The sequence below is a fragment of the Lentzea sp. CA-135723 genome, assembly GCF_050936595.1.
Lineage (GTDB): Bacteria > Actinomycetota > Actinomycetes > Mycobacteriales > Pseudonocardiaceae > Lentzea.
On the sequence record NZ_JBNJMK010000001.1, the window covers coordinates 1164463 to 1179472 of the forward strand.

Here is a 15010-nt window from a genome sequence, read left to right on the forward strand (position 1 = left end):
CGAGTACGGACTATCCGAGGTCGAAACGGTCAGAATCCGCGCCGGGACAACTCGTCGAGCAGTTCCCGGTCCGCCACGTGCCGCGACTTGATGTGCTCCAGGTAGTCCGCGAACGCGTCCGGCTGCAGACCGCGTAGTTGCCGCAACCACTCCACGACGAGCTCCTGCTCCTCGATACCGCGGCGGGCGAGCTCCACCTCCACGATCCGCCGGTACACCTCGACCGAGAGCCGGCTGGCGTCCTGCACGAGGTGATGCACGAGCTCCGCGCGCAACGGCGGCCACTCGTCGGTGTGCACGACCAGCGCCCGCAACTTGAGGTAGACGTCGAGGTTTGGCCGCGCGAGGAACGCCTCCCGGCACACCGCGACCGCCCGTTGCGGTGTGCCCCTGCGCAGGTGCTCCTCCACCGCGAGGTCGATCAGCCGCAACGCCGCGCCCCGCCCGGCCACCGCGCGCAGCCCGCGTTCCACCCAGTCGAGTGCCTCGTCGGAACGGCCGTTGTCCCGCAGCACGGTCGCGACCTGCAGGTAGTGCCACCCCGACGACAAGTCCTTGGACAGCACGAGCAGCTGCAGGTCGACGTCCTCGGTGTACTCGGCCAGCTCCTCCATGACGCGCAGCAACGCCCACCGGGCGCGGTCGTAGCGGCCGGTCTCGCCGAACCCGATCACCGGCAGCGGTTCGAACAGCTCCACCGCCCGGCGCCGGTAGTGGGCCAGGCCCTCGTCGTCGAGCGCGGCGCCGTAGGCCGCGAGGCTCACGTCCGGCGCGTCGGGGTGCTCCAGCTGCAGGTCCAGCAGCCAGTCCGCGAGCCGCACCGGGTCGGGTGAGGTCTCGGCGCACGCGCGGGCGTGCGTCCCGAGCACCCGGTGCGCCAGCTCGGCCAGCTCGACGCGGTGCCGGCGGGTCGCCGCGACGCCGTCCGCGAGCTGGGTGACGATCTGCTCGATCAACGCCACCAGCCGCGGCCCGGGGTCGGTGACCAGCAACGACTGCAGCTCGACCGACACCGCGGTGAGCGCCTGCCACTGCGCGGGCCAGTCGGTGGTCTCGCGGTCGGCCTCGGCGAGCGCGGAGGCGACGGTGACGGGCAGCGAGTCCATCACAACATCATCTCGCCGTCACCTGGTCGAGTGCCACTCATGTCGCCCAGACGGATTTAAGGTTCACCCTCAGTGTTCGAACGCCTACAGCTCCGCCAGCTTGCGGGCCAGCACGACGCGCTCCCGCTCGTTGCCGCACAGACGTATGGCCTGCTCCAGCTCGGTGCGGGCCTCCTCGACCCGGCCCAGCCGCCGCAGCAACTCTCCGCGCACGCCCGGTAGCTGATGCGAGCCCTTGAACGCCTCACTTCCGGCCAGCGCGTCCACGATCGGCAGCGCCGCGTCGGGCCCCTGCGCCATGGACACGGCGACCGCGCGGTTGAGGTCGACGACCGGGGACGGGGCGAGGCTGCCGAGCCCGTCGTAGAGCGCGACGATGCGGCCCCAGTTGGTGTCCTCGACCGACGAGGCGACGGCGTGGCACTCGGCGATCGCCGCCTGCAGCCCGTAGTAGCCGTATCCGCGCCCGGCGTCGGCGGCCTTCGCCAGCGCCGCCCGGCCGCGCGCCACCGCGGAACGGTCCCAGCGCCGCCGGTCCTGGTCCTGCAGCAGCACCGTCTCACCGTCGGGCCCGCGCCGGGCCGGGAACCGCGCGGCGGTCAGCTCCAGCAACGCGAGCAGGCTGTGCACCTCGGGTTCCTCGGGCATCAGCCGCGACAGGATCCGCGCCAGCCGCTGCGCCTCCCCGGCCAGGTCGAGGCGGATGACCTCGTCGCCGGAACTGGCCGACGAGCCCTCGGTGAAGATCAGGTACAGCACGCTGAGCACCTGCGCCAGGCGCGCGGGGCGTTCGTTGACCGGCGGCACCTCGAACGGCACGTTCGCCGCGCCCAGGGTCTTCTTCGCCCGCGTGATGCGGGCCTGCACGGTCGCGGTGGGCACCAGGAACGCGCGGGCGATCTCGTCGCTGGTCAGACCCCCGATGACGCGCAACGTCAGCGCCACCCCGGCCTCCCGCGACAGCACCGGGTGACACGAGGTGAAGATCAGCGCGAGGGTGTCGTCGTCGATCTGGTCGGGGTCCCACAGCACCTCGTCGGGTGCCGGACCGGGATCGGCACCGGTCAACGCGCCTCCCTCCGGCAGGTGGTGGGCCATGGCCGCGTACTTCTCGTCACGGGCGCTGCGGCGGCGGAACGCGTCGATCGCACGGCGCCGCCCGACGGTGAGCAGCCAGCCCGCGGGGTTGTTCGGCACGCCCTCGCGCGGCCACGTCACCAGCGCCTCGGCAAGTGCCTCCTGGGCGAGGTCCTCGGCGAGGGCGAAGTCGCCGGTGTAGCGGGTGAGCGCACCGATGATCCTCGCGGAGTCGATGCGCCACACCGCCGCCACGGCCTTGCGGCCGGTCGGGTCGCTCATGGCGCCCAAAATAGATCAACCTGCCGGGACAGGTCCGCCGAACGCCCTCAGAGCTGGCCCGTGGACTCGCGCCACGCCCGTTCCTTCTTGATCCACTCGTTGTCCTGCGGGAACTCGTCGATCGTCGGCACGCGGCGGATCTCGGTCTTGAACCCGGCGGCGGTCATCGGCGTCCGCTTCGCCCACTCCACCGCGTCCTCGATGGTGGGGACGTTGATCAGGTAGAAGCCGTTGAACAGCTCCTTGGTCTCCCCGTACGGGCCGTCGGTGACCACCGGGGGTTCGCTGGAGAAGTCGACGACCACGCCCTCCTCGGCGGGCGCGAGCCCCTCGGCGGCGATCAGGACGCCGGCCTCGATGAGCTCCTCGTTGAACTTGCCGACGGTCTCCAGCATGGCGTCGAAGTCGATCTCGCCGAGGTTGGCCCAGGCCTCGTCGGAGGTGGCGCGCCAGATGAGCATGAACTTCATGTCGGTCTCTCCCGGGTGGTTCGTGCGGGTCCGTTGTGGACCCTTTCACGCTCAGGTCGAACGGGCAGGCCGTTCGATCGACACGACCGGCGAAAAAAGTTGAGAGGCCCGTTCCCTGAACTCGGGAACGGGCCTCTCAACTGCGGTTATCTGCTCAGAACTGGTCGTCGGGCTGGTGCAGCGACCGGGGCTGCTCGGCCTCGAGCTCCGGCACGGCCGACGGCGCGGCGACCGAACGCGGCGGCGTGGACAGCGGTCCGGGGACCTCCTTGCGGGCCACGGCCTCCGCCGCGGCGACGGCCTCGGCGACCTTCGGGTCCGGGGCGGTGTCGAACCAGTCGGCGATCGACTCGTCGTCGTCCTCCGGCTTGGGACGCTGCGCGGTGTCGGTCGGCGGCTCGTAGCGGAACACGCCGTCGTCACCGGGCGCGCCGAGCATGCGGGCGAACCCTTCGAGCGCCTTGCCGTAGTCGGTCGGGATCATCCAGACCTTGTTCGCGTCGCCCTGCGCCATCTGCGGCAGCGTCTGCAGGTACTGGTAGGCCAGCACCTCCGGGGTGGGCTTGCCGTCCTTGATCGCGCCGAAGACCTTCTCGATGGCCTTGGCCTGACCCTGGGCCTGCAGGTAGCGGGCCGCGCGTTCACCCTGCGCGCGCAGGATCTGCGACTGCCGCTCGGCCTCCGCGGACAGGATCGCGGCCTGCTTGGCGCCCTCGGCGGCGAGGATCTGCGACTGCTTCTGGCCCTCGGCGGTCTTGATGGACGACTCGCGCTGGCCCTCGGCGGTGAGGATCATGGCGCGCTTCTCGCGGTCGGCGCGCATCTGCTTCTCCATCGAGTCCTGGATGGAGGGCGGCGGGTCGATCGACTTCAGCTCGACGCGGGCCACGCGCAGGCCCCAGCGGCCGGTCGCCTCGTCCAGCACACCGCGCAGCTGGCCGTTGATGTGGTCGCGCGAGGTCAGCGTCTCCTCGAGGCTCATGCCACCGACGAGGTTGCGCAGCGTCGTGATGGTGAGCTGCTCGACGCCCACGATGTAGTTGGAGATCTCGTAGACCGCCGAGCGCGGGTCGGTCACCTGGAAGTACACGACCGTGTCGATGGACACCGTGAGGTTGTCCTGGGTGATCACCGGCTGCGGCGGGAACGACACGACCTGCTCGCGCAGGTCGATCCGGGCGCGCACCTTGTCGATGAACGGGACCATGATGTTCAGGCCGGGCGCCGCGGTGTTGCGGAAACGGCCGAGGCGTTCGATGACGGCGGCCTGTGCCTGCGGGATGACCAGCACGGACTTGACGGCGATGGTCAGCACGAAGATCGCGACGACCGCGATGATCACGAGGGTGATCGGGTCCAACTCGGTTCACTTCCTTCTTGGGTTCACACCCAGGGGGTCACACGGCGGCGATGACGACGGCGGTGGCTCCCGAGATCTCGACAACGGTGACGGCTTCGCCTTCTTCGACCACGGACCCGTCGAGGGTGCGCGCGCTCCAGGTGTCGCCGCCGATCTTCACCTGCCCGCCGTGCTCGTCCACCCGCGTGACCGCGACGGCCCTGCTGCCCAGCAGCGCCTCGTGGTGCATCCTGACGTTCGAGCCGAGCTGCAACCGCTTCTTGAGCAACGGCCGGGCCGTGACGATCAGGCCCAGCGACGAGGCCGCGAAGACGAGCACGCTCACCAGGTCGGCGGCACCCAGTGCGGACACGCCCGCCGCGGCCAGCGCGGCGGCGCCGAGCATGACCAGCACGAAGTCACCGGAGAGAACCTCGGCGACGACGAGCAGTATCCCGACGATCAGCCAGATCAGCGCGGCCATGAGCCCATACATACACCAACGGGGAGTGCGTGACCGGGAGATTCACCGTGCTGGGCCCCGTACCGTAACGAAATCGATCAACGGGAGATGTTCTGGTCGTGGCGAACTCGGTGAAATCGCGCAGGGGCCGGATCATCTCCGCGCTCGCGCTGGCAGGCGCGTGCGTCGGGCTCGTGTTCCTGCTGCAGACGGCGAACGAGCAGCATGCGTGGTCGAGCACCGAGGCCGTCGTGCAGGAGCGGATCAAGTCGGGCAAGAACGCGAAGGTGCGCGTCGAGTTCTCGCTGCCCGGCGGCGGCACGCACGTGACGACGCTGTCGGAGAACGGCTCGATCCACGAGACGGGCACGCGCGTCGAGGTGCGCTACGACCTGGGCGGCGACGGGAAGGTCGTGGACGCGGCGCTGGCCGACAACGACCAGGGGTTCTGGGTCATGGGCGTGATGCTGGGCGTCGTCATCTCCGGCCTGGTCGTGCTGAACCTGGTCGCGTGGTCGCCGGTGCGGCCTAGTCCCGCGGCACCGTGACGAAGTCGATCAGCCGCTCGACGGCGCCGAGCAGGTCGGACTCGACGTCCTTGTAGCTGCTGACGGAGCTCAGCACGCGCTGCCAGCCCTCCCAGGTCTCGCCCCAGCCGAGCCGCTCGCACACGCCGGTCTTCCAGTCGGTGCCGCGCGGGATCACCGGCCAGGCCTCGATCCGGACGGCCCTGGGTTTCACGGCCTGCCAGATGTCGACGTACGGGTGGCCGGTGACGAGCACGTTGTCGTCGGTGATCCGGTCGACGATCTGCTGCTCCTTGGAGTGGGCGACGAGGTGGTCGACCAGCACGCCGAGGCGGCGGTGGGGCGCGGTGCCGAACTCGCTGATGCGCTGCGGGAGCTCGTCGACGCCGTTGAGGGGTTCGACGACGATGCCCTCGACGCGCAGGTCGTGGCCCCAGACGCGTTCGACGAGCTCGGCGTCGTGCTTGCCCTCGACCCAGATGCGGCTGGCCTTCGCGGTCCGGGCGCGCAGGCCCTCGACCTTCACCGAGCCCGACGCGCTGATCTTCGGCTTCTGCGCCTGCGGTGCGGGCTGCACGAGCGTGACGGGCTTGCCGTCGAGCAGGAACCCGGCCGGGTTGAGCGGGAACAGCCGGTGCCGGCCGTGGCGGTCCTCCAGCACGACCTGGCCGTACTCGAACTTGACGACCGCGCCGCAGAAGCCGCTCGCGGGGTCCTCGACGACGAGTCCGGGTTCGGCCGCGACCTCGGGCACCTTCTTGCGCTTCGGCGTGTTGAGGACGTCGCGGCCGTAGTCGTGGGAACGCACGGGGCGACCCTATCCGTAGAAGGGTTTGAAGGCGGCGAGCCACTCGTGGACGCGGTCGAGGTCGACGTCGGCGCCGTGCAGGTCGTAGCCGGCGTGCACGAAGTCGAGCCAGTCGACGGCCGGGTCGCCCACGCACGCCCTGGGGTCGATGGCGACCGGACCGTTCCTGCCCTGCAGGACGTTGCCGGGGTGCATGTCGCCGTGCAGCAGCACGGGCTTGACGTTGTCGTCGGCGAGTTTGCGCGCGCGGTGGTGTTCGGTGGCGTAGTAGCTGCCGGTGCGGCGGGTCAGCACCGTCTCGAACAGGTGGTCGACGCGGGCCTTGAGCGGCGGGAACCCCGCGGGGCGTGCTTCGTGCAGCAGCGGGACGACGCGGGTGGGGTCGGTGGCGCGGGTGCCGGGGTCGAGGCGTTCGAGCAGGAGCGCGCCGCGGGTGATGTCGGTGTCGAGCAGGCCGACCATCGCGCTCGTGTCGGCCCAGGCGGCGAGCGCTCTGGCCTCGTGCACGGCGATGTCGTGCTCCGGTGTGACCTTGAGGACGGCGTTGGTGCACAGGAACGTGGCGCTGGTGCCGCCGGGCAGGTGTTTCACCAGCGTGAGGCCCCAGCGGGCGGTGAGGGTCGCGACCAGGTCGGGCAGCGCGTCGATCCACGCGGTGACGTCGCGGCCGAAACGACGGACTAATCGCGTTCTCGCGTCCTCATCGATCACCCGGTTCAGATTAGCGAGTTCGCCCCGGACTGTCGGCGGAACTGGTAGTCCGCGAGCGCCGGACGCCACAGCCCGTTGGCGTCGAAACACGTCGACAACAACTTGAGGTCCGCACCGTCGCGTGCGACGACGACCTTGCCGTCGATGATCCACCGGTTGACGGGCAGCAACGGCACGGGCCACCCCGCCACCAGCAGCCGGTCGCACACGAGCCGTTGCAACCGCCCGCCGTCGTTCTCGACGATGACCGCGGGCGTGTCGAGGTCGAAGTCGCGGACCGTGGCCCGCTCGTGGTGGCGCACCCCGACGTCGGCGAGCGCCTGGGCACCGGGCCCGATGAGGTCGACCGGCCCGAACCGGCGGGCCAGGCACGCCGCCGCCCACGCGCCGAGCCCGGCCGCGCCCACCACGACGATCCGTTCGAGATAACTCATGTGTCCCGCATTCACAATTCGAATGTTTCCGCAGGTCAGAACGCCAACGAGAAAGATTAGGGGCCGCGCTGATCGCCCGTCAAACCCCACTTTCATCTCAACAGGGGTATGTCAATGGGCAAGGAATAGTTCTCCGATGACTTCCCTAGTACGTGACGGTGACGCGCCGCCGCGGCCCGTCGACCTCGATGACGCCGCCGACGGGGATGATCACCTGCGGGTCGGTGTGCCCGAGGTCGACGTCGAACACGATCATCGCCTCCGGCGCGTACTCGGCGAAGGCTTTCAGGACGGCTTCGCGCTGCTCTCGCGTGTGGGTCGCACGGTCGGTGTCCTGGTTGGTGAAGAACCACGCCTTGGCGCGTCCGACGAGCACGGCGGGGAACTTGGCGAGCAGGCCGCGCTCCCCCATGTTGCGCAGGATCCGGTACACCTCGATGGCGCTCGGCATCTCCTCCGAGGTCTCGAAGAAGAGGACCTTGCCCTCGTAGTGCTCGGGTTCGTTGATCTCCTTGCCGGCCATCATCAGCCAGCTCAGGATCTCCAGGTTCCCGCCCCACGACGGCGCCCTGACCGTCTTCGTCGGCTGGTGCCAGATCCAGCCCCGCGCAGGTTCGAGCTCGGGTTCCCTCGTGAACGTCTCGGGGTCCTCCCACGGGCTGTCCTTGTCGCCGTACGCGGTGGACTCCGTCAGCTCGTACTCGCCCGCGGTGAACAGCGCGGCCTTCAGCGACTCCCTGGTGGCGGGGTGCATCGCGCCGGGCCGGCCGAACTGCACCATGACACTGCCGCCGTAGAAGCCCTGGATGCCGCGGTTGTGCAGCCAGGTGAGGACGTTGGTGTTGTCGCTGTGCCCGAAGTACGGCTTGGGGTTCGCCGTGATCAGCTCCGCGTCCAGGTGCGGCAGCACGGTGATCTGGTCGTCGCCGCCGATGGTGGCGAGCACGGCCTTGATGGACGGGTCCGCGAACGCCTGGTGCAGGTCGTGCGCGCGCTCCTGCGGGGTGGCGCCCACCTTGCGGGTCGTCGGGTACTCGACCGGGACCAGGCCGAACTCGGTCTTGAGGCGCTCCAGGCCCAGCTCGTGGGGCAGCGGGTAGAGGCCCGCCAGCCCTGCGGCCGGGGAGACGATCGCGACGCGGTCGCCGGGCTGGGGCTTGGGCGGGTTGATCAACGACATGGGTGCCGAGCGTAGTAACGGCCCGGGGCGGGGGCACGACCTTTAGCGGTGCCGGTAGCCGAACGTCCCAGGGATCACAGATGAGCGTGCCGGGTTGGAGAGCACCGGGATTCGGTCTTGTACAGGCGTTGCTGGTGACGTCGTCGGCCGCCGTGTACGACGTTTGGCGAGAATTCCTCGACGGTTCCGCAGTGGTTGTGCACCATGTTCGTCCTCAGCTTGTGGTCGGAACCATCCGAGGTACGTCCGCACGGGTCGCGATCTCCAGCGACATCCCGGGCGAAGCGCTCGACCCTGAAGCTATCTCCCATCTGCAACCGCTGGCAGCCTTCTTTGTTACCGCGCTCGAAGTTCCCGGAACCGCGACCAGCGAAGTCCTCGTGGCAGCGGACCATCATGACAACCCCAGCAATGCACTGGCGTGGAACGCGAACCGACTGGCTCAAACCCGGTGGTGGCAACTGTTACCCGTTTACCCCATGGCGACGCCCGAAATCGGGCTCGCGTTCGGAGTGAACGATGCCGCCGAGTCTGTCGCCATCAGGCGAAGGTTGGGTGTGCCGTCTCTGGTGCTCTACGGATCCGGCGGCGATGGTTCTGCAGCCCCAAGCCCCGACATGCCTTCCGGTTTGGCCGTCGCCACTCAGTTTGCGATGGCTTTGGCCGTCAGCCTCAGCCAGAGGGCTGTGGCGCTCCAACTCAAGACGATGGGCCACGGCGACCGGGTCGCGCGCACCGACCTGCTGGCCCGGCAGGCCTACGTTGACTCGCTGGCGGAACTGCTGGCCCACTCCGACCAGGATCCGGAACTGGCGGGTCCGACGGTGATCGCCATCGAGGGCGCGTGGGGGTCGGGCAAGAGCACGCTCATGGACATGACCAAAGCCCGCCTCGACGCCGCAGGTGAGTGGCCTGCCGAGGTGGCGGACTGGCGGCAGCGCCGGGTGCGGGCGTGGGACGCGGACCTGATGTTGCGCGGCTGGTTCCGGCGGCCGTGGCGCAGGAAGCCGCTGACGGCGCCTCGCGTGCTGACGGCGGTCTACAACCCGTGGTCCGCACAGACCGGTGAGCAGGTGTGGGCGGGGCTCAACGACTGCATCGTGGCGACGGGCGCACCGGTGATCGCGCGGGAGTCGAGCTCGTCGTTGCAGCGGTTCTGGTTCCGGCACAACGCCGAGCAGCTCGACCGCAGCCACGTGCAGCGGACGTTGCGCAAGCGGCTGGTGTCACCGGTGCTGAAGCTGGCGGTGTTCGCGCTGCCCGTACCTGTGCTGGTCCAGCTGTTGCGGGCGACCACGTCCTACCGCGTGTTCGGATTCGACCTCGCGCCGCACCACCTCGTGTTCTGGGTCGTGGTCGCGCTGCTGTTCGCCGGTCTGGCACACACCGTGGGCAGGTACCTGTTCCGGGCGGCGGACACGCTGTTGCCCGCAGAGCTGTTCGGGCCTTCCGGAGCTATGGGCGCCTACTCCACGGCGGCGGGAGCGGAGGATCCGTTGCGCGATCCTCAGCGGCGGGCGCGCAAGGGCCTGTTGCTCAGCGCGCAGGAGGACGTGCATCGGCTGATCCGGCAGCTGGGAGGGCACGGGACTCAGCTGGTGGTGTTCATCGACGACCTGGACCGGTGTTCGCCGCGGACGACGGCGGACGTGTTCGAGGCGATCAACGGGTTCCTGAGCGCGTCGTTCCCGGCCATCCGGTTCGTGCTGGGCATCGATGCGGCGGCCACCGCCGCCCACCTCGACGCCGCGTATCCGGCGTTGGTCACCGCCGGCGCCGGGAAGGACGCGGCCGACCCGAGTCCGGGGTGGACGTTCTTGCGCAAGCTGATCCAGCTTCCGCTGCCGTTGCCGCGGGTGGCGCACACGCAGGTCGAGCCGTTGGTCAAGGGGTTGCTCGGGACGGCGCCGCAGCGATCGGTGATCACCGAGGAGGAGCTGGCGGGTCTGCGGCCCTCCGCGTCGGCCGCCTCGCGGCTCAGCGAGCCCGAGCCGGCCGAGGTCGTGTCCAGGGACCCGGTGATCGAGGCGTTGGAGCACGACGAGCGGGTGCAGGCGCGGTTCGCGGAGAGGCTGAAGGCCCAGCCTGACCTGTCAGTGCGGGAGGCCAAGCGGATCGTCACCGTGTGGACGTTCTACGTGCGCGTCCTGGACCGGATCGGTCCTGAAGAAGGAACCGCCGCGGTCGAGAGGGCGCGCGAGCTGGTGTTGCTGGCGGAGATCGTGGCCCGGTGGCCCGCGTCACAGCGGAACCTGCATCGGCGGGTCGAGGGCGTGCACGGGTTGAGGGCGCTCGCCGACGCCGTCCAGGACAACGTTCAGTGGGAGATCGAGGTCAGGAAGTACGAGCTCGACGGCGATCGGCACAAGGCGTTTCGCGCAGGGGTGCTGAAGATCCTGAGCGAGTACGACGGGGTCAAGATCGCGAAGCTCGCCGAGGAGTTGACCTAGAAGGCCGGCCAAGGGATCGCGGGCCAGTCTCCGGAGGGCTCCGGGTAGACGCCCGCGGCCAGGAGCTTGTCCACGCGTTCGCCCACCGCTCGCACCTCGGCCCGGGTCAGGTGGTCGTGCAGCGCTTCGTCGAGGGGGCCGTCCAGCGACGATCTCAGGCGGCGCAGCGTCTCCAGGACGTGGTCCGGGAGGGGTTCGCGGGCCCAGCCCCACAGGACGGTGCGGAGTTTGGGCTCGGTGTGCAGGCAGATGCCGTGGTCCACGCCGAAGACGGAGCCGTCGAGGGCGTGCAGGACGTGGCCGCCCTTGCGGTCGGCGTTGTTGACGACCACGTCGAAGGCGGACATGTCGGCGATGCGGGGGTGGTCGGCGTGCACCAGGACGGCGGGGTCGCCGAAGCGGTCGTGGGCGTGGAACACGGGGATCCAGCCCGGCTTGACGTCGTCCACGCCGACGATGTCGACGAGTTCGTCCTCTTCGCGGGTGTCCACCCAGAGCTGGACCATGCCGGTGCCGAACGGGCCGGGGCGCAGCAGGGTGGGCGGGACCACGTCGAAGGACGCGGCGGAGATCAGGTAGGTGGCCACCTCGCGGCCGGCGAGCGTGCCGTCGGGGAAGTCCCACAACGGGCGTTCGCCGCGCACGGGCTTGTAGACGCACTGGGCGTCGACGCCGTCCAACGAGATCTTGCAGAACAAGGTGGCGTTGGAGGCGTCGACGAGGCGTCCCTCGACCTCGATGCGGCCGTGTTCGAGCAGGTGCAGGGCCGCGGAGGTGTCCACGTCAGTCTTCTTCGGTGCGGCGGTAGCCGTTCTGCCGCGGGCAGATGTGGCCGTCGGTGTCGAGCGGTTCGGCGCACAGGGGGCAGGGTTTGCGGCCGGCGTTGACGACGCGGTCGGCTCGTTCGGCGAAGGCGCGGGCGGCCGACGGCGACAGGAAGACCCGCACGGCGTCGGGGCCCTCCTCGGTGTCGTCGAGCACGACCGCCTCGTCGACCTCCTCCTCGGAGATCGCGAGGAGCTCGATGACGACCGCCTTGGACTCGGCGTCCCAGCCGAGGCCCATGGTGCCGACGCGGAACTCCTCCTCGACGGGGACGTCGAGGGGCTGCGTGTCGAGGTCGTCCGGCGGGGCGTCGTCGGGCACGTCGGTGCCGAAGCGGCGGTGCACCTCCTCCAGAAGCGAGCCGATGCGTTCGGCGAGGACCTGGACCTGCTGCTTCTCCAAGGCGACGCTGATCAACCTGCTCTGCTCGGAGGCCTGCAGGTAGAAGGTGCGGTCGCCGGGCTGCCCGACGGTTCCTGCGATGAACCGGTCGGGTGCGCGGAATACGTGAATGACGCGAGCCATGGCAGATACGACCCTAGGCCACGCGGAGATCGTCGGCAGGTCCTCCCCCACCAAACACTCCGCGTATAGGGTCGGGTTGTGGTGAAGATCGCTTCGTACGGGACCTGGACCTCGCCGATCACGGCGGGAGACACCTCGAAACCCGGCGGTGGGTTCCAGTGGGCCGACCTGCACGCCGATCGCGTGTGGTGGGCGGAGAGCCGGCCCGCGCAGGCCGGCAGGGTGGCGTTGGTGCGCGACGGCGTGGAGGTGCTGCCCGCGCCGTGGAACGCCCGCAACCGGGTGCACGAGTACGGCGGGCGGCCGTTCGTGGTGCTCGCGGACGACCTGGTGGCGTTCACGCACTGGGACGACCAGCGCGTTTACGTGTTCAACCCGGACGCGCCCGAGCCGACGCCGTTGACGCCCGCGCCGGACCGCCACCACGGGGTGCGGTACTCGGACCTGTCGGCCGGTCCGGACGGCGAGGTGTGGTGCGTGCGGGAGACCGTCACGGGTGAGGCGCGCACGGACATCGCGCGGGACCTGGTGGCGATCACACGTTCCGGTGAAGTCAGGGTGCTGGGGGCGTCCCACCACTTCATGACGGGCCCGAAGATCAGCCCGGACGGCACGCGGTTCGCGTGGATCGGCTGGAACCACCCGCAGATGCCGTGGGACGGCACCGAGCTGTGCGTCGCCGAGGTCGGATCGGCCACCCACGAGGTCGTCGCGGGTTCGGAGACGGAGGCGGTGTGCCAGTTCGAGTGGGAGGGTGACTCCCTGCTGGCGCTGACCGACCCGGACGGCTGGTGGAACCTGCACCGCGTCTCCCCCGACGGCACGCGGAAGAACCTCGCGCCGGTCGAGGAGGAGCTCGGCGGGCCGATGTGGCGGCTGGGCAACCGCTGGTTCGCCACGCTCTCGCCCGGCCGGTACCTGGTCGTGCGCTCGGGCAGCCTCGCGGTGCTCGACGAGCGCAGCGCGACGGTCACCGACGTGCAGACCGACCTGCCGACGTGGGTGCCGGACCTGTCGGTGCGCGACGGCGTGGTGATCTGCGCGGCGGCGGGCCCGACGTCGGACTTCGCGGTGGTGCGCCTGGACCTGTCCAACGGCGAGCTCACCTACCTCACCGGCGGCGAGTCCTCCCCTGAGGAGGCGTACCTGCCGGAACCGGTCGAGCGGATGTTCGGGGAGATCCCCGCCTACGTGTACGCGCCGTCCAACCCGGACTTCGAGGGCCCGGAGGACGAGCTGCCGCCGTACGTGGTGCACGTGCACGGCGGTCCCACGGGACGGGCGCTGCCCAAGCTCGACAGCGACATCGCCTACTTCACCAGCCGCGGCATCGGCGTGGTGGCGGTCAACTACGGCGGCTCGACCGGCTACGGGCGGGCGTTCCGGGAGCGGCTGCGCGAGCAGTGGGGTGTCGTGGACGTCGCGGACTGCGCGTTCGTCGCGCAGGAGCTCGCGAAGGAGGGCACGGCGGATCCGCAGCGGCTGGGCATCCGGGGCGGCTCGGCGGGCGGCTGGACGTCGGCGGCGTCGCTGACCTCGACCGACGTCTACCGGTGCGGCATGGTCGCGTTCCCGATCCTGGACCTGGCGGGCTGGACGTCGGAGGGCGGCGAGACGCACGACTTCGAGTCGCGGTACGTGGAGGGCCTGGTCGGCACGCTGCCGGAGGCCGCGGACCGCTACCGGGACCGGTCGCCGTCGACGAAGGCGCGGTCGGTGTCGGGTCCGGTGCTGCTGTTGCAGGGCCTGGAGGACGAGATCTGCCCGCCGGAGCAGGCGGACCGGTTCGCCGCCGATCTCGCCGGGTCCGGGATCCCGCACGCCTACCTGACGTTCGAGGGCGAGCAGCACGGGTTCCGGATGGCGCAGAACATCAAGACGGCGCTGGAGGCGGAGCTGTCGTTCTACGGGCAGGCGTTCGGGTTCGTCCCGCCCGGTGTGCCGGTGCTGGAACTGTCGGAGTGAAGCTGCTCGCTGCAGGGGATCGGGTCGCGCTGGTGTCACCGGCCGGCCCGGCCCTTCCCTCGCGGGTGGCGGCGGGCGCCGAGGTGCTGCGCTCGTGGGGCCTGGAGGTCACCACACCTGTGGTGCGGCCGTGGGCGTTGCCGTACCTGGCCGGGCCGGACGAGGCGCGGGCGCGGGAGTTCGCCGACGCGTGGCGCTCGGACGTGACGGCGGTGTTCTGCGTGCGCGGCGGCTACGGGTGCCTGCGGATGACGGATCTGGTGCCGTGGAAGTCGCTGCCGCAGCGGGTGTTCGTGGGTTCGTCGGACGTGACGGTGCTGCACGCGGAGCTCAACGCGGTGGGCCAGCCGACGGTGTTCGGCCCGATGCCGGGCACGGCGGACTTCGTGGACGACCCGGTGGCGCAGCAACGGCTGCGGTCGGTGTTGTTCGACGGGGTGTCGTCGTGGACGGCCGGCACGCCCGTGGTGCCCGGCCGGGCGCGGGGCGTGCTGGTGGGCGGGAACACCGCGTTGCTGGCGGCGTCGGTGGGCGGGCCGCGCTGGGAACGGCCGGCCGAGGGCGCGATCGCGTTGCTGGAGGACATCGGCGAGGAGGCCTACCGGCTGGACCGGATCCTGACGCAGCTGCTGCGGGCCGGCTGGTTCGAGCCGGTGTCGGGGATCGTGCTGGGCTCGTGGACGGACTGCGGGGACGTCGCCGACGTCCTCGCGGACAGGTTGTCGGGTCTGGGCGTGCCGATCCTGGGTGACTTCGGGTTCGGGCACTGCGCGGGGTCGTGGTCGCTGCCGCTGGGTGTGCCCGCGGCGCTGGACGTGGCGGCACGAACTCTGACAGTGGTGTGAGTG

Annotated in this window: 15 protein-coding genes; 4 read left to right on the top strand and 11 right to left on the bottom strand. The window is 70.3% G+C overall.

Going from position 1 to position 15010, the window contains the following annotated elements; genetic code table 11:
* Positions 1 to 29: 29 nt before the first annotated feature.
* From ACQEU1_RS05005 to ACQEU1_RS05025, 5 genes are all read right to left on the bottom strand, one after another.
* Positions 30 to 1106 carry a hypothetical protein gene (locus ACQEU1_RS05005; RefSeq protein WP_433196690.1) on the bottom strand — a complete coding sequence of 359 codons (1077 nt, stop codon included), beginning with the start codon at positions 1104 to 1106 and terminating at the stop codon, positions 30 to 32.
* An 84-nt stretch (positions 1107 to 1190) separates the two neighbouring features.
* A complete protein-coding gene (locus ACQEU1_RS05010; RefSeq protein WP_433196692.1) occupies positions 1191 to 2465 on the bottom strand; it encodes an RNA polymerase sigma factor in 1275 nt (424 codons plus the stop codon).
* Positions 2466 to 2512: 47 nt separating this feature from the next.
* Positions 2513 to 2935 (bottom strand): YciI family protein, encoded by a 423-nt coding sequence (locus tag ACQEU1_RS05015; protein ID WP_433196694.1) that lies wholly within the window; start codon positions 2933 to 2935, stop codon positions 2513 to 2515.
* Between the two features lie 154 nt (positions 2936 to 3089).
* Complete coding sequence (locus ACQEU1_RS05020; protein ID WP_433211331.1) at positions 3090 to 4286, bottom strand: SPFH domain-containing protein; 1197 nt, start codon at positions 4284 to 4286, stop codon at positions 3090 to 3092.
* 46 nt (positions 4287 to 4332) lie between these two features.
* Positions 4333 to 4758 carry an NfeD family protein gene (locus ACQEU1_RS05025; protein ID WP_433196696.1) on the bottom strand — a complete coding sequence of 142 codons (426 nt, stop codon included), beginning with the start codon at positions 4756 to 4758 and terminating at the stop codon, positions 4333 to 4335.
* 98 nt (positions 4759 to 4856) lie between these two features.
* Here ACQEU1_RS05025 and ACQEU1_RS05030 point away from each other — a divergent pair, with 98 nt between their 5' ends.
* The gene (locus ACQEU1_RS05030; RefSeq protein ID WP_433196698.1) at positions 4857 to 5285 is read left to right on the top strand and encodes a hypothetical protein; all 429 of its coding nucleotides are present in this window, start codon (positions 4857 to 4859) and stop codon (positions 5283 to 5285) included.
* Here the strand turns inward: ACQEU1_RS05030 and ACQEU1_RS05035 are convergent.
* The 4 genes from ACQEU1_RS05035 to ACQEU1_RS05050 all read right to left on the bottom strand — a co-directional run bounded on the left by ACQEU1_RS05035 (position 5266) and on the right by ACQEU1_RS05050 (position 8397).
* A complete protein-coding gene (locus tag ACQEU1_RS05035; protein WP_433196700.1) occupies positions 5266 to 6072 on the bottom strand; it encodes a DUF3097 domain-containing protein in 807 nt (268 codons plus the stop codon). The genes ACQEU1_RS05030 and ACQEU1_RS05035 overlap by 20 nt on opposite strands.
* Positions 6073 to 6081: 9 nt before the next feature.
* Positions 6082 to 6783: an aminoglycoside phosphotransferase family protein gene (locus ACQEU1_RS05040; protein WP_433196702.1), complete on the bottom strand. Its 702-nt coding sequence runs from the start codon at positions 6781 to 6783 to the stop codon at positions 6082 to 6084.
* 5 nt (positions 6784 to 6788) lie between these two features.
* A complete protein-coding gene (locus tag ACQEU1_RS05045; protein WP_433196704.1) occupies positions 6789 to 7217 on the bottom strand; it encodes a hypothetical protein in 429 nt (142 codons plus the stop codon).
* Between the two features lie 145 nt (positions 7218 to 7362).
* The gene (locus tag ACQEU1_RS05050; protein ID WP_433196706.1) at positions 7363 to 8397 is read right to left on the bottom strand and encodes a S66 family peptidase; all 1035 of its coding nucleotides are present in this window, start codon (positions 8395 to 8397) and stop codon (positions 7363 to 7365) included.
* A 686-nt stretch (positions 8398 to 9083) separates the two neighbouring features.
* Here ACQEU1_RS05050 and ACQEU1_RS05055 point away from each other — a divergent pair.
* Positions 9084 to 10847 (top strand): KAP family P-loop NTPase fold protein, encoded by a 1764-nt coding sequence (locus ACQEU1_RS05055; RefSeq protein ID WP_433196708.1) that lies wholly within the window; start codon positions 9084 to 9086, stop codon positions 10845 to 10847.
* Here the strand turns inward: ACQEU1_RS05055 and ACQEU1_RS05060 are convergent.
* Both ACQEU1_RS05060 and ACQEU1_RS05065 read right to left on the bottom strand, forming a co-directional pair.
* Positions 10844 to 11629, bottom strand: a complete 786-nt coding sequence (locus tag ACQEU1_RS05060) for an SCO1664 family protein (protein ID WP_433196710.1) — start codon at positions 11627 to 11629, stop codon at positions 10844 to 10846. The genes ACQEU1_RS05055 and ACQEU1_RS05060 overlap by 4 nt on opposite strands.
* Before the next feature lies 1 nt (position 11630).
* The gene (locus tag ACQEU1_RS05065) at positions 11631 to 12197 is read right to left on the bottom strand and encodes a DUF3090 domain-containing protein (RefSeq protein WP_285639948.1); all 567 of its coding nucleotides are present in this window, start codon (positions 12195 to 12197) and stop codon (positions 11631 to 11633) included.
* A gap of 78 nt (positions 12198 to 12275) precedes the next feature.
* Between ACQEU1_RS05065 and ACQEU1_RS05070 the strand changes: the two genes are divergently transcribed.
* Together ACQEU1_RS05070 and ACQEU1_RS05075 are read left to right on the top strand one after the other, a co-directional pair.
* Positions 12276 to 14162: a prolyl oligopeptidase family serine peptidase gene (locus ACQEU1_RS05070; RefSeq protein ID WP_433196712.1), complete on the top strand. Its 1887-nt coding sequence runs from the start codon at positions 12276 to 12278 to the stop codon at positions 14160 to 14162.
* Positions 14159 to 15007: a S66 peptidase family protein gene (locus ACQEU1_RS05075; protein ID WP_433196714.1), complete on the top strand. Its 849-nt coding sequence runs from the start codon at positions 14159 to 14161 to the stop codon at positions 15005 to 15007. Before ACQEU1_RS05070 ends, ACQEU1_RS05075 begins: the two co-directional genes overlap by 4 nt.
* Positions 15008 to 15010: the final 3 nt, after the last annotated feature.

Excerpts from the sequence above, each read along its gene's own strand:
- ACQEU1_RS05065 (WP_285639948.1), bottom strand. The coding sequence starts at position 12,197 with ATGGCTCGCGTCATTCACGTATTCCGCGCACCCGACCGGTTCATCGCA.
- ACQEU1_RS05015 (WP_433196694.1), bottom strand. The coding sequence starts at position 2,935 with ATGAAGTTCATGCTCATCTGGCGCGCCACCTCCGACGAGGCCTGGGCC.
- ACQEU1_RS05045 (WP_433196704.1), bottom strand. The coding sequence starts at position 7,217 with ATGAGTTATCTCGAACGGATCGTCGTGGTGGGCGCGGCCGGGCTCGGC.
- ACQEU1_RS05010 (WP_433196692.1), bottom strand. The coding sequence starts at position 2,465 with ATGAGCGACCCGACCGGCCGCAAGGCCGTGGCGGCGGTGTGGCGCATC.
- ACQEU1_RS05025 (WP_433196696.1), bottom strand. The coding sequence starts at position 4,758 with ATGGCCGCGCTGATCTGGCTGATCGTCGGGATACTGCTCGTCGTCGCC.
- ACQEU1_RS05005 (WP_433196690.1), bottom strand. The coding sequence starts at position 1,106 with ATGGACTCGCTGCCCGTCACCGTCGCCTCCGCGCTCGCCGAGGCCGAC.
- ACQEU1_RS05050 (WP_433196706.1), bottom strand. The coding sequence starts at position 8,397 with ATGTCGTTGATCAACCCGCCCAAGCCCCAGCCCGGCGACCGCGTCGCG.